General features: G+C 70.9%; 18 protein-coding genes, 2 tRNA genes and 2 pseudogenes. 7 read left to right on the plus strand and 15 right to left on the minus strand.

Translation table 11 applies throughout. From position 1 onward, the window contains the following. Window positions 1-7: 7 nt before the first annotated feature. Window positions 8-514: pseudogene (locus ABZ396_RS03470) on the plus strand (acyl-CoA synthetase); the annotation flags it as partial. Here the strand turns inward: ABZ396_RS03470 and ABZ396_RS03475 are convergent. From ABZ396_RS03475 to ehuB, 6 genes are all read right to left on the minus strand, one after another. Beyond that, a tRNA-Lys gene (locus ABZ396_RS03475) sits at window positions 480-553 on the minus strand. The pseudogene ABZ396_RS03470 and the gene ABZ396_RS03475 sit on opposite strands and share 35 nt — an antisense overlap. Window positions 554-641: 88 nt before the next feature. Continuing rightward, on the minus strand, window positions 642-1,400 hold the full coding sequence (locus ABZ396_RS03480) for an IclR family transcriptional regulator C-terminal domain-containing protein (RefSeq protein WP_358917195.1): 759 nt from the start codon (window positions 1,398-1,400) through the stop codon (window positions 642-644). A gap of 267 nt (window positions 1,401-1,667) precedes the next feature. Continuing rightward, entirely contained in the window at window positions 1,668-2,450 is a 783-nt protein-coding gene (ehuA, locus tag ABZ396_RS03485) for an ectoine/hydroxyectoine ABC transporter ATP-binding protein EhuA (protein ID WP_358917193.1), read from the minus strand. Continuing rightward, a complete protein-coding gene (gene ehuD, locus ABZ396_RS03490) occupies window positions 2,440-3,090 on the minus strand; it encodes an ectoine/hydroxyectoine ABC transporter permease subunit EhuD (protein ID WP_358917191.1) in 651 nt (216 codons plus the stop codon). Before ehuD ends, ehuA begins: the two co-directional genes overlap by 11 nt. Next, complete coding sequence (gene ehuC, locus ABZ396_RS03495) at window positions 3,087-3,803, minus strand: ectoine/hydroxyectoine ABC transporter permease subunit EhuC (RefSeq protein WP_358917189.1); 717 nt, start codon at window positions 3,801-3,803, stop codon at window positions 3,087-3,089. The genes ehuD and ehuC overlap by 4 nt, the downstream gene beginning before the upstream one ends. After that, entirely contained in the window at window positions 3,800-4,717 is a 918-nt protein-coding gene (gene ehuB / locus ABZ396_RS03500) for an ectoine/hydroxyectoine ABC transporter substrate-binding protein EhuB (RefSeq protein WP_358917187.1), read from the minus strand. The genes ehuC and ehuB overlap by 4 nt, the downstream gene beginning before the upstream one ends. Window positions 4,718-4,763: 46 nt before the next feature. Between ehuB and ABZ396_RS03505 the strand changes: the two genes are divergently transcribed. Next, a complete protein-coding gene (locus ABZ396_RS03505) occupies window positions 4,764-5,258 on the plus strand; it encodes a DUF3830 family protein (protein WP_358917186.1) in 495 nt (164 codons plus the stop codon). A gap of 154 nt (window positions 5,259-5,412) precedes the next feature. Further along, complete coding sequence (locus ABZ396_RS03510) at window positions 5,413-8,100, plus strand: LuxR C-terminal-related transcriptional regulator (RefSeq protein ID WP_359183757.1); 2,688 nt, start codon at window positions 5,413-5,415, stop codon at window positions 8,098-8,100. 14 nt (window positions 8,101-8,114) lie between these two features. Here ABZ396_RS03510 and ABZ396_RS03515 read toward each other — a convergent pair whose 3' ends face one another. The 5 genes from ABZ396_RS03515 to ABZ396_RS03535 all read right to left on the minus strand — a co-directional run bounded on the left by ABZ396_RS03515 (window position 8,115) and on the right by ABZ396_RS03535 (window position 13,387). Continuing rightward, window positions 8,115-8,384, minus strand: a complete 270-nt coding sequence (locus ABZ396_RS03515; protein WP_358917182.1) for a hypothetical protein — start codon at window positions 8,382-8,384, stop codon at window positions 8,115-8,117. 117 nt (window positions 8,385-8,501) lie between these two features. Beyond that, window positions 8,502-9,959 (minus strand): catalase, encoded by a 1,458-nt coding sequence (locus ABZ396_RS03520; RefSeq protein ID WP_358917181.1) that lies wholly within the window; start codon window positions 9,957-9,959, stop codon window positions 8,502-8,504. Window positions 9,960-10,038: 79 nt separating this feature from the next. After that, window positions 10,039-10,737, minus strand: coding sequence for an aquaporin (locus ABZ396_RS03525; protein WP_358917179.1), 699 nt, complete (start codon window positions 10,735-10,737; stop codon window positions 10,039-10,041). 269 nt (window positions 10,738-11,006) lie between these two features. Continuing rightward, a complete protein-coding gene (locus ABZ396_RS03530) occupies window positions 11,007-12,413 on the minus strand; it encodes an amidase (protein WP_358917177.1) in 1,407 nt (468 codons plus the stop codon). Between the two features lie 20 nt (window positions 12,414-12,433). Further along, on the minus strand, window positions 12,434-13,387 hold the full coding sequence (locus ABZ396_RS03535) for a D-2-hydroxyacid dehydrogenase (RefSeq protein WP_358917175.1): 954 nt from the start codon (window positions 13,385-13,387) through the stop codon (window positions 12,434-12,436). Window positions 13,388-13,547: 160 nt separating this feature from the next. On the opposite strand from ABZ396_RS03535, the gene ABZ396_RS03540 reads away from it, so the two are divergent. The 3 genes from ABZ396_RS03540 (at window position 13,548) to ABZ396_RS03550 (ending at window position 16,279) form a co-directional block, all read left to right on the plus strand. After that, window positions 13,548-14,345 carry an aspartate/glutamate racemase family protein gene (locus ABZ396_RS03540; protein ID WP_358917173.1) on the plus strand — a complete coding sequence of 266 codons (798 nt, stop codon included), beginning with the start codon at window positions 13,548-13,550 and terminating at the stop codon, window positions 14,343-14,345. After that, the gene (locus ABZ396_RS03545) at window positions 14,342-15,073 is read left to right on the plus strand and encodes an aspartate/glutamate racemase family protein (protein WP_358917171.1); all 732 of its coding nucleotides are present in this window, start codon (window positions 14,342-14,344) and stop codon (window positions 15,071-15,073) included. Before ABZ396_RS03540 ends, ABZ396_RS03545 begins: the two co-directional genes overlap by 4 nt. Window positions 15,074-15,181: 108 nt before the next feature. Then, window positions 15,182-16,279, plus strand: a complete 1,098-nt coding sequence (locus ABZ396_RS03550; protein ID WP_358917169.1) for an LLM class flavin-dependent oxidoreductase — start codon at window positions 15,182-15,184, stop codon at window positions 16,277-16,279. Here the strand turns inward: ABZ396_RS03550 and ABZ396_RS03555 are convergent. Further along, entirely contained in the window at window positions 16,249-18,129 is a 1,881-nt protein-coding gene (locus tag ABZ396_RS03555; protein ID WP_358917167.1) for an EAL domain-containing protein, read from the minus strand. The two genes, ABZ396_RS03550 and ABZ396_RS03555, sit on opposite strands and share 31 nt — an antisense overlap. 370 nt (window positions 18,130-18,499) lie before the next feature. Between ABZ396_RS03555 and ABZ396_RS03560 the strand changes: the two genes are divergently transcribed. Continuing rightward, window positions 18,500-19,714: a M6 family metalloprotease domain-containing protein gene (locus ABZ396_RS03560; protein WP_358917212.1), complete on the plus strand. Its 1,215-nt coding sequence runs from the start codon at window positions 18,500-18,502 to the stop codon at window positions 19,712-19,714. A 77-nt stretch (window positions 19,715-19,791) separates the two neighbouring features. Here ABZ396_RS03560 and ABZ396_RS03565 read toward each other — a convergent pair. The 3 genes and pseudogenes from ABZ396_RS03565 to ABZ396_RS03575 form a co-directional block, all read right to left on the minus strand. Continuing rightward, window positions 19,792-19,865, minus strand: a tRNA-Lys gene (locus tag ABZ396_RS03565). Then, a pseudogene (locus ABZ396_RS03570) lies at window positions 19,856-20,479 on the minus strand (bifunctional DNA primase/polymerase); the annotation flags it as partial. The pseudogene ABZ396_RS03570 and the gene ABZ396_RS03565, both read right to left, overlap by 10 nt. A 120-nt stretch (window positions 20,480-20,599) precedes the next feature. Beyond that, on the minus strand, window positions 20,600-20,965 hold the full coding sequence (locus ABZ396_RS03575) for a hypothetical protein (RefSeq protein WP_358917165.1): 366 nt from the start codon (window positions 20,963-20,965) through the stop codon (window positions 20,600-20,602). Window positions 20,966-21,058: the final 93 nt, after the last annotated feature.

Here is a 21,058-nt window from a genome sequence, read left to right on the forward strand (position 1 = left end):
ACGGAGGTACTGGACCGGGGACCTGTTCTACCGGGACGGGGACGGCTGTCCGTACTTCGCGGGGCGTACCGATGACCGGATCCGCGTGGACGGCGAGAATCTGGCCGCCGCGGTGATCGAGAACATCGTGGCGCGGTACGCGGGTGCGGATGCCGTCGCCGTGTACGGGGTGCCGGATCCGGTGACCGGGGACCAGGTGAGGGCGACGATCGCCGGTCGGTTCGAGCCCTTGGACTTCGCCGAGTTCCTGCTGGCCCGGCCTGATCTGGGGACGAAGATGGCGCCCCGGTTCGTGCGGGTGGTGGAGCGGATGCCGGTGACGGCGACCAACAAGATCCAGCGGGCCGCGCTGCGCAGGGAAGGGGTGCGGTGCCCCGACCCCGTGTGGTGGCCGGCCGCCGGGGGAGCGGACCTACCGCAGACTGACCGCCGAGGACGCCGAAGGGCCCCTCGTGTCCACGAGGGGCCCTTCGCTACCGTGCGCCGCCAGGGACTCGAACCCCGGACCCGCTGATTAAGAGTCAGCTGCTCTAACCAACTGAGCTAGCGGCGCATGACTCTCGCCGAACCGTCCGATCTGCGTCTCGCGGCTGGCGACGAAGAAAATACTACCTGGTCCGCGGGGGTGCTTCCGACCGGCGTCAGATGGCGAGGGACAGCAGCACCGGGGCCGCGCTGCGGTTCAGGGCGTCGGCGGCCTGGCGCAGCCGGTGCGCGTGCTCGACCGGCAAGGACAGGGCCAGGCAGCCCACGGACGAGCCGGCGGTGATCGGTACCGCCGCGCACACCGTGCCGATCGCGTACTCCTGGAGGTCCAGGACGGGCACCGTCGGCGGCTGTGCCTCCAGCCGGGAGAGCAGCAGCTTGTCGCTGGTGATGGTGCGCGAGGTGAGGCGGGCCATCTTGTGCCGGGAGAGGTGGTCGCGGCGGCCGTTGTGGTCGAGCTGGGTGAGCAGGCTCTTGCCGACCGCGGTGGCGTGCGCGCAGGAGCGGAAGTCCACCCACTCGTTGACCGCGGGGGTTCGCGGGCCGGCCGCGCACGGGCCGATCCGCACCTCGCCGTCGACGTACCGGCTGAGATAGACCGCGGCGCCGACCGAGTCGCGCAGCCGGTCGAGGGTCAGCTGGAGCTGCTCGCCGAGGGCACGCTCCCGGTCGTGCGCGGAGCCGAGGCGGCGCAGGGTCTCGCCGGTGACGTAGGCGCCGTCGGCGACCTGCTCGACGTAGCCTTCGCGGCGCAGCATGCGCAGCAGCGCGGTCAGCCGCCCGGGGGCGACGCCGGTGCGGCGGGCCAGCTCGGTGTCGGTGACGCCGTCGGCGTGCCCTGCCACCGTCTCCAGGACGCGCAGCGCGTCCTCGGCGGAGTGGTACGGGGCGGTCGGCTCGTGCTTCAGCGCCACGGTGGGTCCCCCTGCGCTCGCTCGGCGATGCTGCTCGACACACTGCTTGGGCCGTGATCCGGACAGCGGATCCCCTCCACGATAACCGGCAGCAATGGGAAACGGAGGGGGTGTTGGAGAGATTCCGGCCCTCCGAGCTGCGACAAAGACCCATTGGCATATGCCAGAGGAATGAGCTGACCGCCGGACCTCGGGTGATCGGGCAATCACTTCGGGTAATCACTACACCGTGCGGGGAATCTCTTACGACGGTTCGCGGGGAGACGCTTACAGCACCGCGCTGAGGAACTCCCGGGTCCGCTCGTGCTCGGGCTCGCTGAAGATCCGCTCGGGCGGACCCGCCTCGATGATCCGGCCCGCGTCGAACATCAGGACCTGGTCGGAGATGTCCCGGGCGAAGTTCATCTCGTGGGTCACACAGAGCATCGTGATGTCGGTGGTGCGGGCGATGTCCCTGAGCAGGTCGAGGACGCCCGCGACCAGTTCGGGGTCGAGCGCCGAGGTCACCTCGTCGAGGAGCAGCACCTTCGGCCGCATGGCCAGCGCCCGCGCGATCGCCACCCGCTGCTGCTGGCCGCCGGAGAGCTGGGTCGGCCGGGCGTCGCACTTGTCGGCGAGGCCCACCAGGTCCAGCAGTTCCCGGGCCCGCGTCTCCGCCTCGTCCTTCGGCAGGCCGAGCACCGTCACCGGAGCCTCGGTGATGTTGCGCAGCACGGTCATGTTCGGGAACAGGTTGAACTGCTGGAACACCATCCCGATCTGCTTGCGGACCTCCCGCAGGTCCTTCTCGGGCGCCGGGAAGAGCCGCTGCCCGTCGACGGTGATGGTGCCCGTGTCCGGCTTGGTCAGGGTCATCAGCAGCCGCAGGATCGTGGTCTTGCCGGAGCCGGAGGGCCCGATCAGGGTGACGTGCCGGCCCGCCTGCACGGTGAGGTCGAGCCCGTCGAGGACGGTGTTGTCCCCGAACCGCTTGGTCACCCCCTCGATGCGGATCAGTTCGGTGGGCTGGGTGCCGGACACGGCCGGCTGCTTACTGGTCTCAACGGACAAGGCGACGCTCCAGGGTGCGCAGAAGAAGGGAGGCGAGGTAGGAGATGACGATGAAGGCGACGCCGATCACCGTCACCGGCTCGGTGAACTGGAAGTGCTGCTGGGAGAAGAGCCGCGCCTGCCCCAGCATCTCCAGCACGGTGATCGACATCAGGATCGGCGTGTCCTTGAGCATCGAGATCACGTAGTTGCCCAGCGGCGGCACGACCCGGCGCAGCGCCTGCGGCAGGATCACCACCGCCCAGGTCCGCCGCGCCGGCAGGTTCAGCGCCGTCGCCGCCTCCCACTGGCCGACGGGCACCGCCTCGATACCGGCCCGGTAGACCTGCATGGTGTACGTCGAGTAGTGCAGGCCGATCGCGAAGACACCGGTGGTCAGCGCGGAGAAGGTCAGCCCCCACTCGGGCAGCACGTAGAACAGGAAGAACAGCTGAACCAGCAGCGGGGTGTTCCGTACGAACTCGGTCACCACGCCCACCGGCCAGCGCACCCACCGGGTCGGTGTCCGCATCAGCAGCGTCCACACCAGCCCCAGCGAGAACGAGATCAGCGAACCGAGGACCAGCGCCTCCAGGGTGACCAGCAGGCCGTCCCAGAAGTGCGGCATGAACTCGCTTACGGCACTCCAGTCCCACTTCACGCGACACCACCGACCCCGGTCGTCTCGGCGCGCTTGCGTGCCCGCGCCTCGAACTCCGTCCCCGGAGCCTTGCCGACCCCGGCCCGCAGCCGCTTCTCCAGACCGCGCATCAGCCGGGTGATGACGAACGCGATCACGAAGTAGATCAGCAGCAGATACGTGTAGATGTGCGCGCTCTCCTGCAGCGCGAGGCGCACCAGGTTCCCGCTGAACGCCAGGTCACCCATGCCGGTGATCGACACCAGCGCGGTGCCCTTGAGCAGTTCGACGAGCAGGTTGCAGAAGGACGGGATCATCTCCGGCACCGCCTGCGGCAGCAGGATCAGCCGCAGCCGCTGCCCGGGCGTGAAGCTGAGCGCGATCCCGCCCTCCTTCTGCGCCGGGTCGACCGCGTTCAGCGCCCCGCGCACGATCTCCGACCCGTACGCGCCGTACGTCAGCCCGAGCGCGAGGGTGCCCGCCCACAGCGGCACCAGCTGCCAGCCGAAGGCGACCGGCAGCACGAAGAACACCCAGAAGATCATCACCAGCGCCGAGGTGCCACGGAACACCTCGGTGTAGAAGCCGGCGAGGAACCGCACGAACCAGTGCCGGTTCGTCCGCGCCACGCCCACCACGAAGGCCACCGCCGTCATCAACAGCCCGCTCAGCACGAGAAGTTGGATGGTGGTCCAGACGCCCTTGAGTACGAGATCCCACAGTCCCGAGGTCATCCGCCGCACAGCTCCTTCGCCGTCAGGTCGGTCATCTCGGCCTCGGTGAAGCCGAACGGCCGCAGGATGCGGAAGAGTTCGCCGCTCTTCTTCAGCTTGCGCAGCTCCACGTTGAAGGCGTCCCGCAGCTTCGTCTCCGCCGAGCGGAAGGCGAACGCACCGCCGTCCACGTGCGGCTTCCCGCCGACGAGCGGCGCGAACGCCTTGGTCGCCTCGGCCTTGGCGGACTTCTTGACGACCTCACGGGTGGTGAGGGCCGTACCGGCGAAGGCGTCGACGCGCCCGGCCTCCACGGCGTTCAGCCCGGCCACCTGGTCCGGCACGATCAGGATGTCGCTCTCCTTGTATCCCGCCTCGACCGCGTACTGGATCTCGGCGTACCCGGTCCCGGTGGCGAACTTGGCCTTCTTGGCGACGACGTCCTTGTAGTCGTGCAGCCCCTTGGGGTTCCCCTTGCGCACGATGAACGAGTCGAGCATCTGGTAGTCGGGATCGGCGAAGATCACCTGCTCGCAGCGGTCGGGATTGACGTACATCCCGGCGGCCACGACATCGAACTGCTGCGAGTTCAGCCCCGGGATCAGCGAACCGAACTCGGTCGGCACCGGCTGCACCTTGTCGACCCCGAGCCGCTTGAAGATCGCCTTCGCCAGCTCCGGTGCCTCACCGGTGAGATGGCCGTCCTTGTCGATGTACCCGAAGGGGATCTCGCCGGCGATCCCGAGCCGCACCACACCCTGGGCGCGCAGCCGCTGCAGCAGGTCACCGCCGTCGGTGCCGGAGGCGCTGGCCACCCGCGTGCAGCCGGCGGCGGCGAGTGCTCCGAAGGCGGCCGCACCCGCGAGCACCGCACGCCGGGTGTGTCTGGATTCATATGCAGATGTGTCTGTCTCGTTCCCATGTGGTGGAGCCATGGCGGCGCAGCTACCCGAGCCCAACCGACTTATGCACCATGGAGGCATGGCCGATCGATTCATCGAAGTCTCGCTGGTCAAACGCGAGGTCAGCGCCACGGCCCGGCTGCTGGACGACCGGGCCCCGGTGACCTGCGACGCCGTCTGGGACGCCCTGCCGCTGTCCGGCGACGTCTACCACGCGAAGTACGCCCGCAACGAGATCTACGCGCTTTTCCCGCCATTCGCGGCGGCGGAACCGCCCCTGGAGAACCCGACCGTCACCCCCATCCCCGGCGACCTCTGCTACTTCTCCTTCGCCGGCACGGAGTTGGGCACGAAGGCCTACGGCTACGACCGCGACGTGCGTGCCGGTACGACGGTCGTCGACCTCGCCCTCTTCTACGAACGCAACAACCTGCTGCTCAACGGGGATGTGGGCTGGGTGCCGGGGATCGTCTGGGGCCAGGTGGTGGAGGGCCTGCCGCAGCTGGCCGAGGCCTGCAACGACCTGTGGCGGACGGGGGCGGCGGGGGAGACGCTCAGCTTCCGGCGAGCGTGAGGGACGGTGAGCGTACCGGGGCCACCCGGAGCCACAGGAGGCGGCGGTGGCGATCCCGGAGCGGTCATCGTATGTCTTACGGGGAATTAACCGCAGATCTGTACGATGGTCGGAAATGTCCCCAAGTGTCCCTGCCGACCGCACCCTGAGCGCCATGAGAACCGCAGGCCGATCACGCGCCGAGGCTCCGATGGCTTCTGCCGAGTTTCCTGCCGTCCCGGGAGGGATCGTCTCCCGCCGAGCGCTCTTCGCCCGGCTCGGCAACGCCGCGCGCGTCACCACGGTCTCGGCGCCGGCCGGCAGCGGGAAGACAGTCCTGCTGCGGTCCTGGATCCGCGAGACAGGCCTGGCGGAGCATGCCGCATCTGTCTCGATACAGCGCGAGGACCAGGATCCGCAACGGTTCTGGATCGCCGTGTGCGACGCGCTGCGGGCCACGGCCGGCGGGGCGGACCTGGTGCGGCCGTTGACGGAGGCGCCGGAGCTGGACGGGTGGACGATCGTGGAGCGGCTGCTGGAGGACCTGGCACCGCTGGAGGACCGGATCTGGCTGGTCATCGACGACCTGCACGAGTTGCGCTCGGCCGAGGCGCAGCGCCAGCTGGAGCTGCTGGTGATGCGTGCGCCGGAGCAGGTGCGTTTTGTGCTGTCCACCCGCCGGGATCTGCGCCTGGGGCTGCACCGGCTGCGGCTGGAGGCCCAGCTCACCGAGATCCGCGTGGACGGGCTGCGGTTCAGCCTGGACGAGGCGCGGGCCCTGTTCGACGGCGCCGGGGTGGAGCTGTCCGGGGCCGCCCTCGCACGGCTGCACGAGCGGACCGAGGGATGGGCTGCCGGGCTGCGGCTGGCCGCCTTGTCGCTGGCCGGGCACCCTGACCCGGAGGGATTCGCGGCCGGGTTCGCCGGCAGCGAGCGGACGGTGGCCGACTACCTGCTGGCCGAGGTGATGGAGCGGCAGAGCGAAGAGGTCCGGCGGCTGCTGCTGCGGACCAGCGTGCTGGAGCGGGTCAACGGCGAGCTCGCCGACCTGCTGACCGGAGGGTCCGGCGCGGAGCGGATCCTGCAGGACCTGGAGCAGGCCGGGGCGTTCGTGGTCTCGCTGGACGCGCGGCGGTCCTGGTTCCGCTACCACACGATGTTCGCCGACCTGCTCCAGCTGGAGCTGCGGCGCACCGCTCCGGACGAGGTCACCGCCGTGCATCGCACCGCGGCCCGCTGGTACGCGGAACACGGCTGTCCGATGGAGGCGATCCGGCACGCCCAGGCGGCAGGGGACTGGGATCCGGCGGCCCGCCTGCTGTCGGACCACTGGATCGGCCTCGGCCTGGACGGGCAGACCGCCACGGCCCACGCGCTGCTGGGCGGATTCCCCGCCGCGGTGATCGCGGCCGACGGGGAGCTCACCATGCTGGCCGCCCTCGACGAGACGGAGCACGGCTCGCTGGGGGAGGCGGAGCGGCAGCTCGCGCTGGCCGGCCACCGCTCGGCGTCGGTACCCGGTGACCGGCGCGAGCGTTTCGATGTGACGGTCACCGGGCTGCGGCTTCTGCTGGCCCGCCAGCACGGCGACCTGCCGGCCGTGGTCGAGGAGGCGCAGCGGCTGCTCACCCCGGGCCACGCCCGGGGCGGGGCGGAGGCCGACCACAGTGTTGATCTGCGCGCGCTGGCACTGATCAGCCTGGGCGTCGCCGAGACCTGGTCCGTTCGGTACGACGACGCGGACCAGCACCTCGGGCGGGGCGTCGCGCTGGCACACCGGATCGGGCGGCCGTATCTGGAGCTCCTCGGGCTGGCGCACTGGGCGGTCGTGGCGCTCGGCGGATCGCTTGATCTGGTGGCGGAGCGCGGCGAGCAGGCGATCGAGCTGGCCCGGCGGCACGGCTGGACCGACGAGCCGATCGTCGCGGCCGCGTATGTGGCGCTCGGTCTGCACATGCTCTGGCGGGGACGGCTCGACGAGGCGGAGCCATGGCTGGAGCGCGCCGAGCGGGTGGTACGCCCGCAGGCCGATCCGGTGACCGTGCTGGTGCTGCACTACGGCCGCGGGCTGCTCGACCTCGCGCGTGGCCGTGACCAGGACGCGCTGGCCGGTTTCCGCTCCGCCGAGCGCGTGACCGGTCTGGTCGCCGCCCATCATCCGCTCGCCACGAAGACGCGAGCCTTCCAGCTGCACACGTTGGTGCGGCTCGGCGAGGCGCAGCGCGTCGAACAGGCCATGGCAGAGATGGACCCCGGTGAGCACGAGACCGGGGAGACCCGGGCCGCCCTGGCGGCACTGCGGCTCGCACAGGACGATCCGCAGGCGGCGGCCGACGCGCTCGCGCCCGTCCTCGACGGCTCCACGCCGCCCATGGCACCCCGCGGCTGGCTGCTACAACCCCTCCTGCTGGAGGCGATCGCGCGCGACGCGCTCGGCGACCCGGACGCCGCCGGACGTGCCCTCGAACGCGCGCTCGATCTCGCCGAGGCCGATGCCACGCTGCTGCCCTTCCTCCTCCACCCCGCGCCGGGAGTGCTCGAGCGCCACGCCCGGCGCGGCACCGCTCATGCCGCCCTGGTCTCCGAGATCCTCGGCCTTCTGGCAGGGGAGCGGGGAGAGCCGGAGGCCGGCGCGCCGGCGCGGCTGCGGGAGCAGCCGACCGACAGTGAGATCCGCGTCCTGCGCTACCTGCCGACCAACCTGCCGGCGCCGGAGATCGCCGACGAGCTGTCCCTGTCGGTGAACACCGTGCGGACGCACATGCGGCACCTGTACGAAAAGCTCGGCACCCACAGCCGCAGCGAAGCCGTGGACCGGGCCCGGGCCCTCGGCCTGCTGGCCCCCTCTTCGCGCAGGGCCTGAGCCGGATCCGGATCTCAGGCGTGGCCCTCGCCGTGGCCCTCGCCGTGCCCCCGGCTGCAGGCGGGCGCGTCGTCGCACGGGCGGAGTTCGATCAGCTCCAGGCCGACTGCTTCGATCGTGGCCAGCACGCCGTGCAGCGCCGCCTGATCGCGCAGCGTCCCGACGAGCCGGGTTTCGGCTCCCTGGGTCTCGGCGTGCAGGCCGGGGAACGCGCCGAGCAGCGTCCGGCCCAGCTCTCCGCGCACACGGATCTCGTAGCATGCGGATTTCGTCGGATGGTTCATCGCGTCAGCGTTCCCGCCCAGAATCTGGGCTGTTCAGTGCCGGACGGCTGTCCGGTCGTCAGGAGCATGGGCCCGGCACCTGCCGGCGCCAGGCCCATGGGTGGTTCGGGCCACCGGTCAGGACTGCCCGTCGCGGACGCCCTTCTCGATCCTTTTACCGATGGTCTCGTCCACGTTCTTCCAGTACTGGAAAGCGCGCTCGAGCACCGGCTCGGACACGCCGCCCAGCAGGTGGCCGGTGATGTTGGACACCAGCCGGTCGCGGGCGGCGTCGTCGAGGACCTCGCGGACCATGGTGCCGGCCTGCCCCCAGTCGTCGTCGTCACGGCGCAGCGTGTAGGCGGAGCGGACCATGTCGCCGTCGGCTGACCAGTGCACCTCCGCGGCGGCGACCGGGTCGGCCTGCGGGCCGCCGTAGGAGTTCGGCGCGTACACCGGGTCGGAGACGTTGCGGATGCGCATCCCGCCGTCCTTGGAGTACGAGTGCACCTCGACCTTTGCCGAGTTCACCGGAATCTGCTTGTAGTTGACGCCGAGCCGGGCGCGGTGCGCGTCGGCGTAGGAGAACCCGCGGGCCAGCAGCATCTTGTCCGGCGACAGCCCGGTGCCGGGCACCTGGTTGTTCGGCTCGAACGCGGCCTGCTCCATCTCGGTGTGGAAGTCGCTCACGTTGCGGTTGAGCGTCAGCCTGCCCACCTCGTGCAGCGGGTAGTCGCGGTGCGGCCACACCTTGGTCAGGTCGAACGGGTTGAACCGGTAGGTCTTGGCCTCCTCGAACGGCATGATCTGCACCTTCAGCGTCCAGCTGGGGTGCTCCCCGCGCCTGATCGTCTCGAACAGGTCACGCCGGTGGTAGTCGCCGTCCTTGCCGGCCAGGTCGTCCGCCTCGGCCTGGGTGAGGAACTCGATGCCCTGGTCGGAGATGAAGTGGTACTTGACCCAGAACAGCTCACCGGCGGCGTTGAGCCAGGAGTAGGTGTGGCTGGAGTACCCGTTCATGTGCCGCCAGGTGCGCGGGATGCCCCGGTCGCCCATCAGCCAGGTCACCATGTGCGCCGACTCCGGGGAGAGGGTCCAGAAGTCCCACTGCATGTCGTTGTCCCGCAGCCCGCTTTCCGCGCGGCGCTTCTGGGACCGGATGAAATGCTGGAACTTCAGCGGGTCGCGGATGAAGAACACCGGGGTGTTGTTCCCCACGAGGTCGAGGTTGCCCTCGGAGGTGTACAGCTTCAGCGAGAATCCCCGCGGGTCGCGCCAGGTGTCCGGGCTGCCCTGTTCCCCGGCCACGGTGGAGAACCGGATCACCGTGTCGGTGCGGGCGCCGGGCTGGAACACCGCCGCCCTGGTGAAGGCGCTGACGTCGTTCGTGGCCTCGAAGAAGCCGAACGCGCCAGCTCCCTTGGCGTGCGGCTGACGCTCCGGTATCCGTTCACGGTTGAAGTTGGCCATCTGCTCGATCAGGTAGTGGTCCTGCAGCAGGATCGGGCCATCGGCGCCGACGGTCAGCGAATGGTCGTCGCTGGCCACCGGTATGCCGGCGTCGTCCGTCGTCGGCTTGGGCTGTGTACTGGTCATGAACTGTTTCTCCATTTCGTGAAGGGCCTTCGCGGGAACCTGGGGTTGGTGCCAGACCCGGGCCGTTCTCGGTGTGTGATCACTTGTCGCCGGGGTTGAGCCCCAGGAACGCCAGCCCCGCTACGACGCCGGCGGCCAACTGGACGACGAGGTAGACCCAGATCGTCGACCAGCCGAAGAGCCCGGCGGTGGCGCCGCCCAGCGCGACCGCCGGGTTGAACACGCCGCCGGAGATGCCGCCGACGGCGAACGCGGCGGCCGCGACGGTGAACCCGATCGCGAGCCCGTAGAACCCGTTGCCGGGCTGGTCCTTGCTCGTCGCCACGTTCAGCACCACGTAACACAGCGCGAAGGTGGCCAGCAGCTCCACCACGGCGGCGGCCGCCTCGGTGTGCCCGGACAGGGTCAGGGTCGTGACCGTCGCGGGGTTGACCACGGCACGGGCGACGGCCCCGGCGACGACACCCGCCACCGCCTGCGCGACCCAGTACCCGACCGCGTCCCCGGCGCCGATCCGGCGGCGGATCAGCGCCGCCAGCGTCACCGCCGGGTTGTAGTGGCCGCCGGAGATGTGCCCGCCGGCGTAGACCATGACCATCAGGGTCGCGCCCGCCGCCAGCGGCACGAATGTGCTGCCGCTCAACGCCGCCACCCCGACCATGAAGGTCAGGAAGAACGTGCCGATGAACTCGGTGGCGTATTTCCGCGCCGCCACCCCGTACTGCAGGGTGGGAGCCGCGTATACCTGCGCTCCCTCCCTTGTGGTTGTTCCAGCCATGCTGCGTCCGCTCCTTGCCGCTCTGTTCGGCTGGGCATCGTTGCCGCGCCCGTCCGGTCGGGCTTGACCGGCCGTAATCAGACTCGCGACCGGTCTGGTGAACCGACATCACATGATTCTGGTGGTTTTAGGGAGATTGTCCGGACAGCGGGTCAGGCTGGCGGCCGCAGCACCGACGTCGAAGCGCCGGATGGCGGGGGGACCAGCCATCCGGCGCTTGGTGAGCCGGCCGTCACGCGAACTGGGTGAGTACGCCCGCGCCGATGCCGCTACGCGACGGCGCCGGAGCCCGGCGGTGCCACGGCGGAACCGGCCTCGTACAACGCGTGCGCCGCCCGCAGCACCAGGTCGTCCCGGTGCCGGGCGGCGATGAGCTGCATCCCCACCGGCAGCCCGTCCTCGTCCGTCCCCACCGGAACGGTCGCCGCGGGCTGCTGGGTCAGGTTGAAGGGATAGGTGAACGGCGTCCAGCCGGTCCACCGCCGGTAGGGCGAACCGCTCGGCACCTCCCGGCCCGCCTCGAACGCCGTCAGCGGTAGGGTCGGCGTCACCAGCAGGTCGTACCGTTCGTGGAAGAGACCCATCCGCCGGCCGAGGTCCATCCGGACGTCCACCGCCGCCAGGTACTCCAGCGCGCTCAGCCGGGCCCCCTGCCCGCAGATCTCCCGCAGCCCCGGGTCGAGCGACTCCCGCCGCTCGGGGGAGAAACGCTGCGTCACCCGGGCCGCCCCCGCGAACCACAGGGAGTGGAACGCCTCCACCGGGTCGCTGAAGTCCGGGTCGGTCTCCTCGACGTAGGCCCCAAGGCCGGCCAGTTCGGTCACCGCCCGCCGTACCGCCGCCGCTACCGCCGGACGTACCGCCACCTGGCCGCCCAGCGTCGGTGAGAAGGCGACGCGCAGGCCCCGCACACCTCCGGCCAGGCCCGCCACGAAGGAGCCCGGGGCGGGACCGAGGGCCGACCAGTCCCGGGCGTCCGGCGTCCCGATCACGTCCAGCATCAGCGCCGCGTCGGCCGCGTCCCGGGTCATCGGGCCCACGTGCGACAGCGTCCCGAAGGCGCTCGCGGGGTACAGCGGCACCCTGCCGTACGTCGGTTTCAGGCCGAAGATTCCGCAGAAGGCCGCCGGGATGCGGACGCTGCCGCCGCCGTCCGTGCCCAGGGACAACGGCCCGGCGCCCAAGGCGACGGCGGCCGCGCTGCCGCCGCTCGAACCGCCGGCCGTGCGGGAGGGACCGTAAGGGTTGCGGGTGATGCCGGAGAGCGGGGAGTCGGTCACGCCCTTCCAGCCGTACTCGGGAGTGGTGGTCTTCCCGATGAACACCGCGCCGTGTTCGCGCAGTCGGGCGACCGAGGGCGCGTCCTCGTCCCAACTCCCGGCGGCCGAAATGGTCCTGGAGCCGCGCAAGGTCGGATGACCGCGCATCAGCAGGATGTCCTTGACCGTCACGGGGACGCCGTCGACCAGGCCCTTCGGTTCGCCGCGCCGCCACCGTTCCTCCGACGCCCTCGCCTGTGCCAGGGCGTCCTCCTCGGTCAGGCGGACGAAGGCGTTGACCTGCGGCTGGATCCGGGCCGCCCGTTCCAGGGCCGCCCGGGTGGCCTCCACCGGGCCGAACTCGCCTGTGCGGTAGCCGTCGAGGAGTTGCCGGGCGGTGAGGTCGGTGAGCTGCATGAGGGGCACCCTCCCGTGGGTCAGTGACCGGGCACGTATCCGCGCTTCTTGTCGACCACGTTCAGCAGAGATCTGCCCGCCGCCCACCGGTCGTACAACTCGACGAACTGGGTGCCCAGTTCGTCCCGCCAGCCGATCGTGTCCCCGCTCATGTGCGGCGAGACGATGAGGCCGGGCACGCCCCACAACGGGCTGTCGGCGGGCAACGGCTCGGTGGTGAAGACGTCCAGGGCCGCGGCGGCGATCCAGCGCCGGGTCAGTGCCCGCACGAGCGCGTCCTCGTCGACCAGTTGGCCCCGGCCGACGTTGATGAAGCAGGCCGACGGCTGCATCACATCGAAGCGGTGCGCGTCGAACATGCCGTACGTCTGCTCGGTCAGCGGCGCGGCGGCGATCACCCAGTCCGCGCGGGACATCAGCCGGTCGAGGTCGTCGGGGCCGTGGACGCCGGTGCGCGGGACGCGGCCGACCAGGGCGGTGGTGATGCCGAGCGCCTTGAGGGTGCGGACGATGGCCCGGCCGATCGGACCGGAGCCGACCACGCACGCGCGCGTGCCGCCGACCCGGCGGCCCTCGCGGTGCCGCCAGGTCCGCTCCCGCTGGAGGCCGAGAGTCTGCGGCAGGTCCTTGGCGATCGCGAGGACCAGCGCGGCCACGTACTCGGCGATGGGCCCGTCGAAGACCCCGCGGGCGTTGGTGACGACCGTGTCGGACGCGGCCAGTTCGGGGCACATCAGGTGGTCGACGCCCGCGCTCGCCGTGTGCACCCAGCGCGGTCGCGGCCCCGCGCCCGGCCAGGCCTCACGGACGGCATGCGAGGTGAAGTCCCAGACGAGGAGGGCATCGGCCTCCGGCAGCCGGGCCGCCAGGCCCGCCGCGTCCGTGTGCAGGACGCGGGCGCGGCCGGTGAGCCGGCCGAGCCGCGGGGGCGGGTCGGCCTCGAGGACCAGCAGGGTGGGGACGGGCGGCGTCATTCGGGGCGGTCTCCCGGCGTCCGGCAGCGTCTGACATGGGCGGATGGAACGTCTGAGATGCGCGGATTGACCACGCTCGCACCCGAACCTACCTTCGTCAACACGGGCGTGACCATCGACCGTTGCCGCTCGACTTCCAGCGTGAGGCCGGTGACTTCCCATGGACGTCTCTTTTCTGGGCGGACCTCTTCCCCAGCGCGGTGTCGGAGTCGTGGCGCCCTTCGACTTCGCCCTGGACCGCGAGCTGTGGCGCTGGGTGCCGGACGACGTGTCCCTGCATCTGACCAGGACACCGTTCGTGCCGGTCGAGGTCAGCCTCGACCTGGCCCGGCTGGTCAGCGAGCACGAGACGCTCGGCGAGGCGGTGCGCGCGCTGACCGCCGTCGCACCCGAGGTGGTCGCCTACGCGTGCACCTCCGGCAGCTTCGTCGGGGGCATCGCCGGGGAGCGTGCGATGTGCGAGGCGATGACCCGGTCCGGCGAGGTGCCCGCCCTCACCACCTCCGGTGCGCTGCTCGACGCGCTGACCGAGCTGGGTGTACGGCGGCTCGCGCTGGTCACGCCGTACACCGTCTCGGTGACGCGGGTCCTCGAGGAGTACGTGGCGGAGGCGGGCGTAGAGGTCGCCGGCTGTGCGTTCATGGGGCTGACCCGGCACATCTGGCAGGTGCCGTACCGGGACGTGGTGGCCATGGCCCGGCAGGCGGTACGGCCCGGGGCCGCCGACGCCCTGTTCATCTCCTGCACCAACCTGCCCACGTACGACGTCATCCCCCAGCTGGAGGCCGAACTGCGCGTCCCCGTCCTCTCGGCCAACCAGGTCACGATGTGGGCTGCGCTGCGCAGGCTGGGTACCCGAGCCGTTGGGCCCTATCAGACGCTGATCAGTCATCCGGACGGATCGGCGCCGCGGGAGTGGCCCGTACTGCCGGAAGAACAGCAGGAAGGGTGGACATGACAGCGCTCGGACTCCTCTACCCGGGGCACTCCGCGGAGGACGACTACCCACGTATCGAGCAGCTCCTCGGCAGCGACATCCGGCTGGACGTCGTCCATACCGACATCGGCGAGGACGCACACCGGGTGGACGCCCTGCGGGAGATGGGATCGGCCCAGCGGCTGGCGGCCGGGGTGGACGAACTACGGCTCGCGGGCGCGGACGCGGTGGTGTGGGCGTGCACCAGCGGGAGCTTCGTGTACGGCTGGGAGGGCGCCCACCAGCAGATCCGTGGCCTCGCCCAGGCGGTCGGGCTGCCGGCGTCGTCCACGTCCTTCGCGTTCGTGCACGCGGCGCGGGAGATCGGGGTACGGCGGGTGGCGGTCGGCGCGACCTACCCGGACGACGTGGCCCAGCTCTTCGCCGACTTCCTGCGGGCCGGAGGCCTGGAGGTCGTCGGGGTCCGCCCGTCGGGGATCGTCACCGCGGCGCAGGTGGGGACCTGGGGGGAGGAGGAGGTGCTCACCCTCGCGCGGGCCGCGGACGTGGCCGGCGCGGAGGCCGTACTGCTTCCGGACACGGCCCTGCATACGGCAGCCCACCTGTCCCTGCTGGAGAAGGCACTGTCCAAGCCGGTGCTCACGGCGAACCAGGTGACTGTGTGGGAGGGGCTGAGGCTGGCGGACCGCCGGGTGAACGCGCCGGGACTGGGCAGCCTGTTCACCCGCGAACCGATCGTCCAAGCCTGACGGACACGATCGTCCAAGCCTGACGGGCACAAGGAAGGAATAACCGGAGCCCTCCTCCTGTTGTCGCCCGCTAGTACAGCTCACGGCCGCAAACAGGAGGCTCTCACCGTGTCGGCAGACGAGATCCGGGGCATCACGCACGGGACCGCCCCCGTGCCCCTTTCCGTACTGGACCTGGTGACCGTCGGCACCGGCAGTACCGCCACCGACGCCCTGCGCACCAGCGTGGAGCTCGCGCGGCTCACCGAGGCGCGCGGATTCGAGCGGTACTGGGTCGCCGAGCACCACTCGATGCCCGGTGTGGCCTCCTCCTCGCCCGCCGTGATCCTCGCCCACCTCGCCGCCCACACCGAGCGCATCCGGCTCGGCTCGGGCGGCGTCATGCTGCCCAACCACGCCCCGCTCGTCATCGCCGAGCAGTTCGGCACGCTGGAGGCCATGGCCCCCGGGCGGATCGACCTGGGGCTCGGCCGGGCGCCGGGTACGGACGGGGCCACCGCGGCCGCGCTCCGCCGTACCCAGACCCTCAACGAGGGCGCCGACGACTTCCCCCAGCAGCTCGCCGAGCTCACCCGGTTCCTGGACGACGACTTCCCGGACGGGCACCCGTACCGGCGGATCCATGCCATCCCCGGTCCCGTCCAGAGCACCAGCCCCGGCGGTGTGCAGTCCCCGCACCGGCCGGTCGTCTGGCTGCTCGGCTCCTCCGGCTTCAGTGCCCGGCTCGCCGGCATGCTCGGGCTGCCGTTCGCCTTCGCGCACCACTTCTCCGCGCAGAACACCATCCCGGCCCTCGACCTCTACCGCGAGTCCTTCAGGCCGTCCGCCGTCCTCGACGAGCCCTACGCCCTCATCGGCGTCTCCGTGCTCGCCGTGGACGAGGAGCGCGAGGCCCGCCGCCAGGTGCGGGCCGGCGCGGTGAACATGCTGCGGCTGCGCACCGGGCGGCCCGGTCTGTTCCCCGACCCCGACGATGTCGAGCAGCACGAATTCTCGCCGATGGAGGAGGAGTTCGTGCACTCCTGGACCGCCAACATCGTGCACGGCAACCCCGACGAGGTCCGCGCCGGTCTCGACGACCTCCAGAAGCGCACCGGCGCCGACGAGTTGATGCTCACCACCCACGCCCACCGCGGCGAGCTGCGCCTGCGCTCCTACGAACTCATCGCCGACGCCTACGGTTTGCCGACCGGGGTGTCCGCGTAGGTCCGCGTTCCCAGCAATTCGGAGATGCGATCCGGCGTCACCGGCCGGGAGTACAGCCATCCCTGGCCGGTGTCACAGCCGATGTGGCGCAGCCGGGAGGCCTGCGCCGAGGTCTCGACGCACTCCGCGGTGACGGTGAGACCGAGCCGGTGGGCCAGCTGGATCATCGCCTCCACCACGACCTCGTCGGCGGGGTTCGGGCGATCGCCCGGATCGTCGTACTGGAAGCCCCGGACGAAGGAACCGTCCAGCTTGAGGACGGAGACCGGGAGCCGGCTGAGGTAGGCGAGGTTGGAGTAGCCGGTGCCGAAGTCGTCGATGGCGATGCGGACACCCATGTCGCTGAGGGCCTGGAGGGCCTGCAGCGGGCGGCCCGCCGAGCCCATCACCGCCGACTCCGTCAGCTCCAGCTGGAGCAGATGCGGTGCCAGGCCGGTCGCGGCCAGGGTCTGCGCCACGTCCGCCACCAGGTCGGAGTCCCAGACCTGGCGGACGGCCACGTTCACGCTCACGAAGATCGGCGGCTCGCCGGCGTGGTCCAGCTGCCACCGGCGGGCCTGGCGGCAGGCGGTGGTCAGGGCCCAGCGGCCGAGCGGGACGATCGAGCCGTCCTCCTCCGCCAATCCGATGAACCGATTCGGCGCCAGTGTGCCGAACTGAGGATGGTTCCATCGGACCAGGGCTTCGACCCCGCTCAGCCGCCCGTCCTCCATGCCCACCAGCGGCTGGTATTCGAGCACGAATTCGCCGCGGTCAATGGCCGGACGGAGGGTGGAGGAGAGCGCCTGGCGGGTGACCAGGTGGGCGTTGCGCTCCGGGTCGAAGAGCGTCCACCGGGACTTGCCGTCGGCCTTCGCCCAGTAGAGGGTCGTGTCGGCGGCCTGCATCAGACCGGTGGCCGTCGTACCCGCCGCATGGCGCTCCACGACCCCGATCGAGGCCGACAGGGAGAGCCGCCGGCCGGCCAGGTCGAACGGCGCCTGGAGAGCCGCCAGCGCCGACTCGGCCAGATCGGCCAGCTGCTCCGTGCCCGTCGAGTCCTCGACCAGCAGGGCGAATTCGTCACCGCCGAGCCGCGCCACCAGCGGCGCCCCGGCCCGCGCGGAGCCGGCCTCGTCGGCGACCCGGGTCAGCCGTTCGGCGACGGCGGCCAGCAACCGGTCGCCCACCCGGTGGCCGAGGGTGTCGTTGACCGCCTTGAAACCGTCAAGGTCCAGATAGCACAGGCCGATTCGGCCGGTACCGCCCTGCTCGTACGACTCCGCCTCCAGCGCGGCCGACAGACGCTCGAAGAACAACGTCCGGTTGGGCAGCCGGGTCACCGGGTCATGCATCTGCAAGTGCCGCAGACGGGCCTGGAGTTCGCGGCGCGCACTGATGTCGGAGACCGACAGCAGCACGCCCGGGGTGTCCTTCGCCAGCGGAGAGATGGTGACCTGGACCCACAGTGAGTGCCCGTCGGGGTGCTTCAGCCGGCGGGTGCAGCGCAACTTGGCCTGCCGGCCGCGCAGCAGCTCGCGATAGGCGTGCCAGGTACGGGCGTCGGAGGCCAGGTCCACCAGGTCCGCGGCGAGCCGCCCGGCCAGGCCGGCCGGGTCGGCGCCGATCAGGGTGCCGAACGCCTCGTTGGCGGTGCTGACCAGGCCTTCGCGGTCGACGACGGCCATGGGCAGCGCGGCGGCCGTGAAGGCGTGCTCGTAGGTCTTCGGATCCGTCGTCTCGTCTGTCGTCTCGCCTGTCTTCGGGTCGGTCGTCTCGTCGTACGACTTCCGATAAATCTTGTCACTCTGTGTGACGGCGGACCGGTCGAGGTCTGCCGCGGGCGTCGGCCCTTCGGACGTTCCGCTCACCGCTCGCTCCCGCAGTGCACTCGATCTCTGTCCGTGCAGGAAAGTGTGCCGATCATAGAGGCTGGCCCGAGGGCCTTCCAGCCACTGTCCAGTGTCCATGATGAAGCACCGGTTCTGACAGATCGTTTCTGCCTGCACCTGGACGGGTTCTTGAGTCGCCCGGCCACTTGTGACGTTCCGTGAGTTTCTCGGGGTGTCGGCCGTTCGGGTTCCTCGGTGGTCGCCAGGGGGCCCCTCACTCTTCTGGTGCAGATAAACAGGTCATATCGCGACAAATAACACAGGCTGGGTGCGGTGTCCCGCGAACCGCCCCGGAGGTCCTTCCGTGCCGCGTCTCCCGCTGCGCAGCACCGCCGCCGTATTCACCACGATGTCGGCGCTCGTCGCAACGACGATCCTGACCGGACCGTCGGCCGCCGAGCCGTTCTCCACGGTCCCCTGCGCCCTGCACCGCACCGACGCGCACCACTCCGAGGGCGTCGACACCTGGAACGCCGACTACACCCGCCCCACCCACCGGCTCTCGGCCGTGATGGTGTTCCTCTCCTTCCCGGACGCGCCCCCGCGCACCACGCCCGCGGAGCTCGCCGCCGACCACTTCCCGGCCACCACCCGCTACTTCGAGCAGGCCTCCTACGGGAAGTTCACGATCCGGCCGCACCCGCTGACGCACTGGCTGCGGATGCCCCGGCCCTCGGTCGCCTACGGCATGAAACGCGACTGGAGCCTGGTACTGCGGGCCGCCTACCTGCGGGACGCGTTCGCGGCGGCCGATCCCGAGGTCGACTTCTCGCGCTACGACGTCGTGTACCTCGTCGCCGACCCGGACGCGCCCGGCGTCGACTCCGACGCCACGAAGGTGGTCAACCTCGGCATCCCGGTGCACGTGGACGGCACGGACGTCCGCCGGGTCGTCACCGTCTTCGAGAAGCATCCGCCGGACCGGCTGGTTCTCGCCCATGAGACCGGCCATGTCTTCGACCTCCCCGACCTCTACCACCGCCCGGTGGACGGCAAGGGCGACTGGGACACCTACGTCGGCGACTGGGATCTGATGGGCAGCCAGTTCGGACTGTCCCCGGACCTCTTCGCCTGGCACAAGTGGAAGCTCGGATGGCTGGATCCGCGCCAGGTGGTGTGCGTACGGGGGACCAGGCCGACCCGGCTGACCCTGGAGCCGCTGTCGGCCGGGCCGGGGGTGCCGGAGCAGGGCGCCGCGGGCGCGCCGGCCTTCGGGCTCGGCGACGGCGCCAAGCTGGCGGTGGTGCGCACCGGGCCCGACAGCGTGCTGGCCTTCGAGGCGCGCGGCGCGTCCGGCAACGACAGCGCGGCCTGCCGGCAGGGCATTCTCGTCTACCGGGTCCGCGACGAGACGGCCTCCGGCGGCGGCCCGGTCGAGGTGATCGACGCCCACCCGCGTACCGAGGCCTGCTGGGAGAACTCCGTCTACCCGCCGCTGGCCGACGCCCCGGTCGCCCTCGGCGAGAGCTTCACGGTGCCGGGGCGCGGTGTGAAGGTCGAGGTGGAGGGGCGGACGGCTTCCGGCGCCTGGAATGTGAAGATCACACCGGGGGAGCCGGACTGAACCACGGCGGCACAAGCGCGAGGGGCGAAACACGAAGAGCCAAGCTCGCAGGAGCTTGGCTCTTCGCCTACTTCGCGTGCGCCGCCAGGGACTCGAACCCCGGACCCGCTGATTAAGAGTCAGCTGCTCTAACCAACTGAGCTAGCGGCGCCTGCTGACGTCGTAGACATTAGCATCCTGATCGGCGGGAGGAAAAATCGATATCCGCACGGCCGAGCGGGCCGCCCGCACCGCCGCCCACAGCAGGATTTCCGGCCCGGGGAGCCAGGGGTGCCGGGTGTCCGGGGCGACCAGCCAGCGCGCGTCGGCCGGGGCGGGGGAGCGGTCGCCGTACAGCGCAGGGACGGTCACCGCGTCGCCGGTGCCGTGGCACAGCAGCGGCGGTACGGTCCCGCCGCGCCCACCCCACTCCTCCCAGCCCAGCAGTGACGGCAGCCGTGCGGCGGTGCCGGGGGCGGCGAACAGAAGCATCCGGCCCCTGAACACCGCCACCGGTCCGGAGCCCGGCCCCTCGTCCCACATCCGGTCCAGCATGCGGCGGCCGAAGACGGCCGGGGCGTTCACCACGTCGAACACGGAACCGCAGGGCAGGACGACCGGGGCGTCCGGCCGCTCCTCCCAGAAGGCGAGCGTGCTGCGCGGATACGTTCCTGCGGAGGCGAGCCAGGCGGCTCCGTCGTAGGTGACCCCGGCGGCATCGGAACGGGCGCCGGGGCCGTGGAGGGGTGTCTCGTACGGTGTGCTGGTCATAGGGCATTGATACCCATCGTGAGCTGCCGCTCGCCGTGAGTTGCGGAAAACCGGGACGGGGCGGACCGGAGAGGGGTATCTTGCCCCCCTGGCATATGCCGCCTGCTGCCTGCCGTGCCCTGCTCAGCGGGTCCGCTAGACGGGCTCCGCCGGCTCCGCGTCTTCGCTGCCCTTCAGCAGATCCCGGCCGAACTCGACCATCTTCTTCGCGTAGTCCTCGGTCCACTCGGCCCGCTCGGCGATGTCGGCCGGGGTCAGACGGTCGAAGCGGCGCGGGTCGGCGAGCTGGGCGGCGGCCATGGCCTGGAACTCCACCGCCCGGTCGGTGGCCACACGGAAAGCCTGGGTCAGCTCGGTCGCGCGCGCCAGCAGCGCCCCGGGGTCGTCTATCGACTCCAGGCCGAAGAAGTGCTCCGGGTCGGCGACCGCTTCCACTGGCTCGAAGAGCAGGGGCACGGGGCGTAGCCGCGGTTCGTTCCGACGCGGCGTGGGCTCCGCCATGTCTGGTCCTCCTCGTACGGTTCGATGCCTACGGTTCGATGGCCACCGTCCATTCTCTCGCGTCCGCGCAAGGGCTCCCAGAGCTGCCGGCTG

The sequence above is a fragment of the Streptomyces sp. NPDC005866 genome, assembly GCF_040629895.1.
GTDB lineage: Bacteria > Actinomycetota > Actinomycetes > Streptomycetales > Streptomycetaceae > Streptomyces.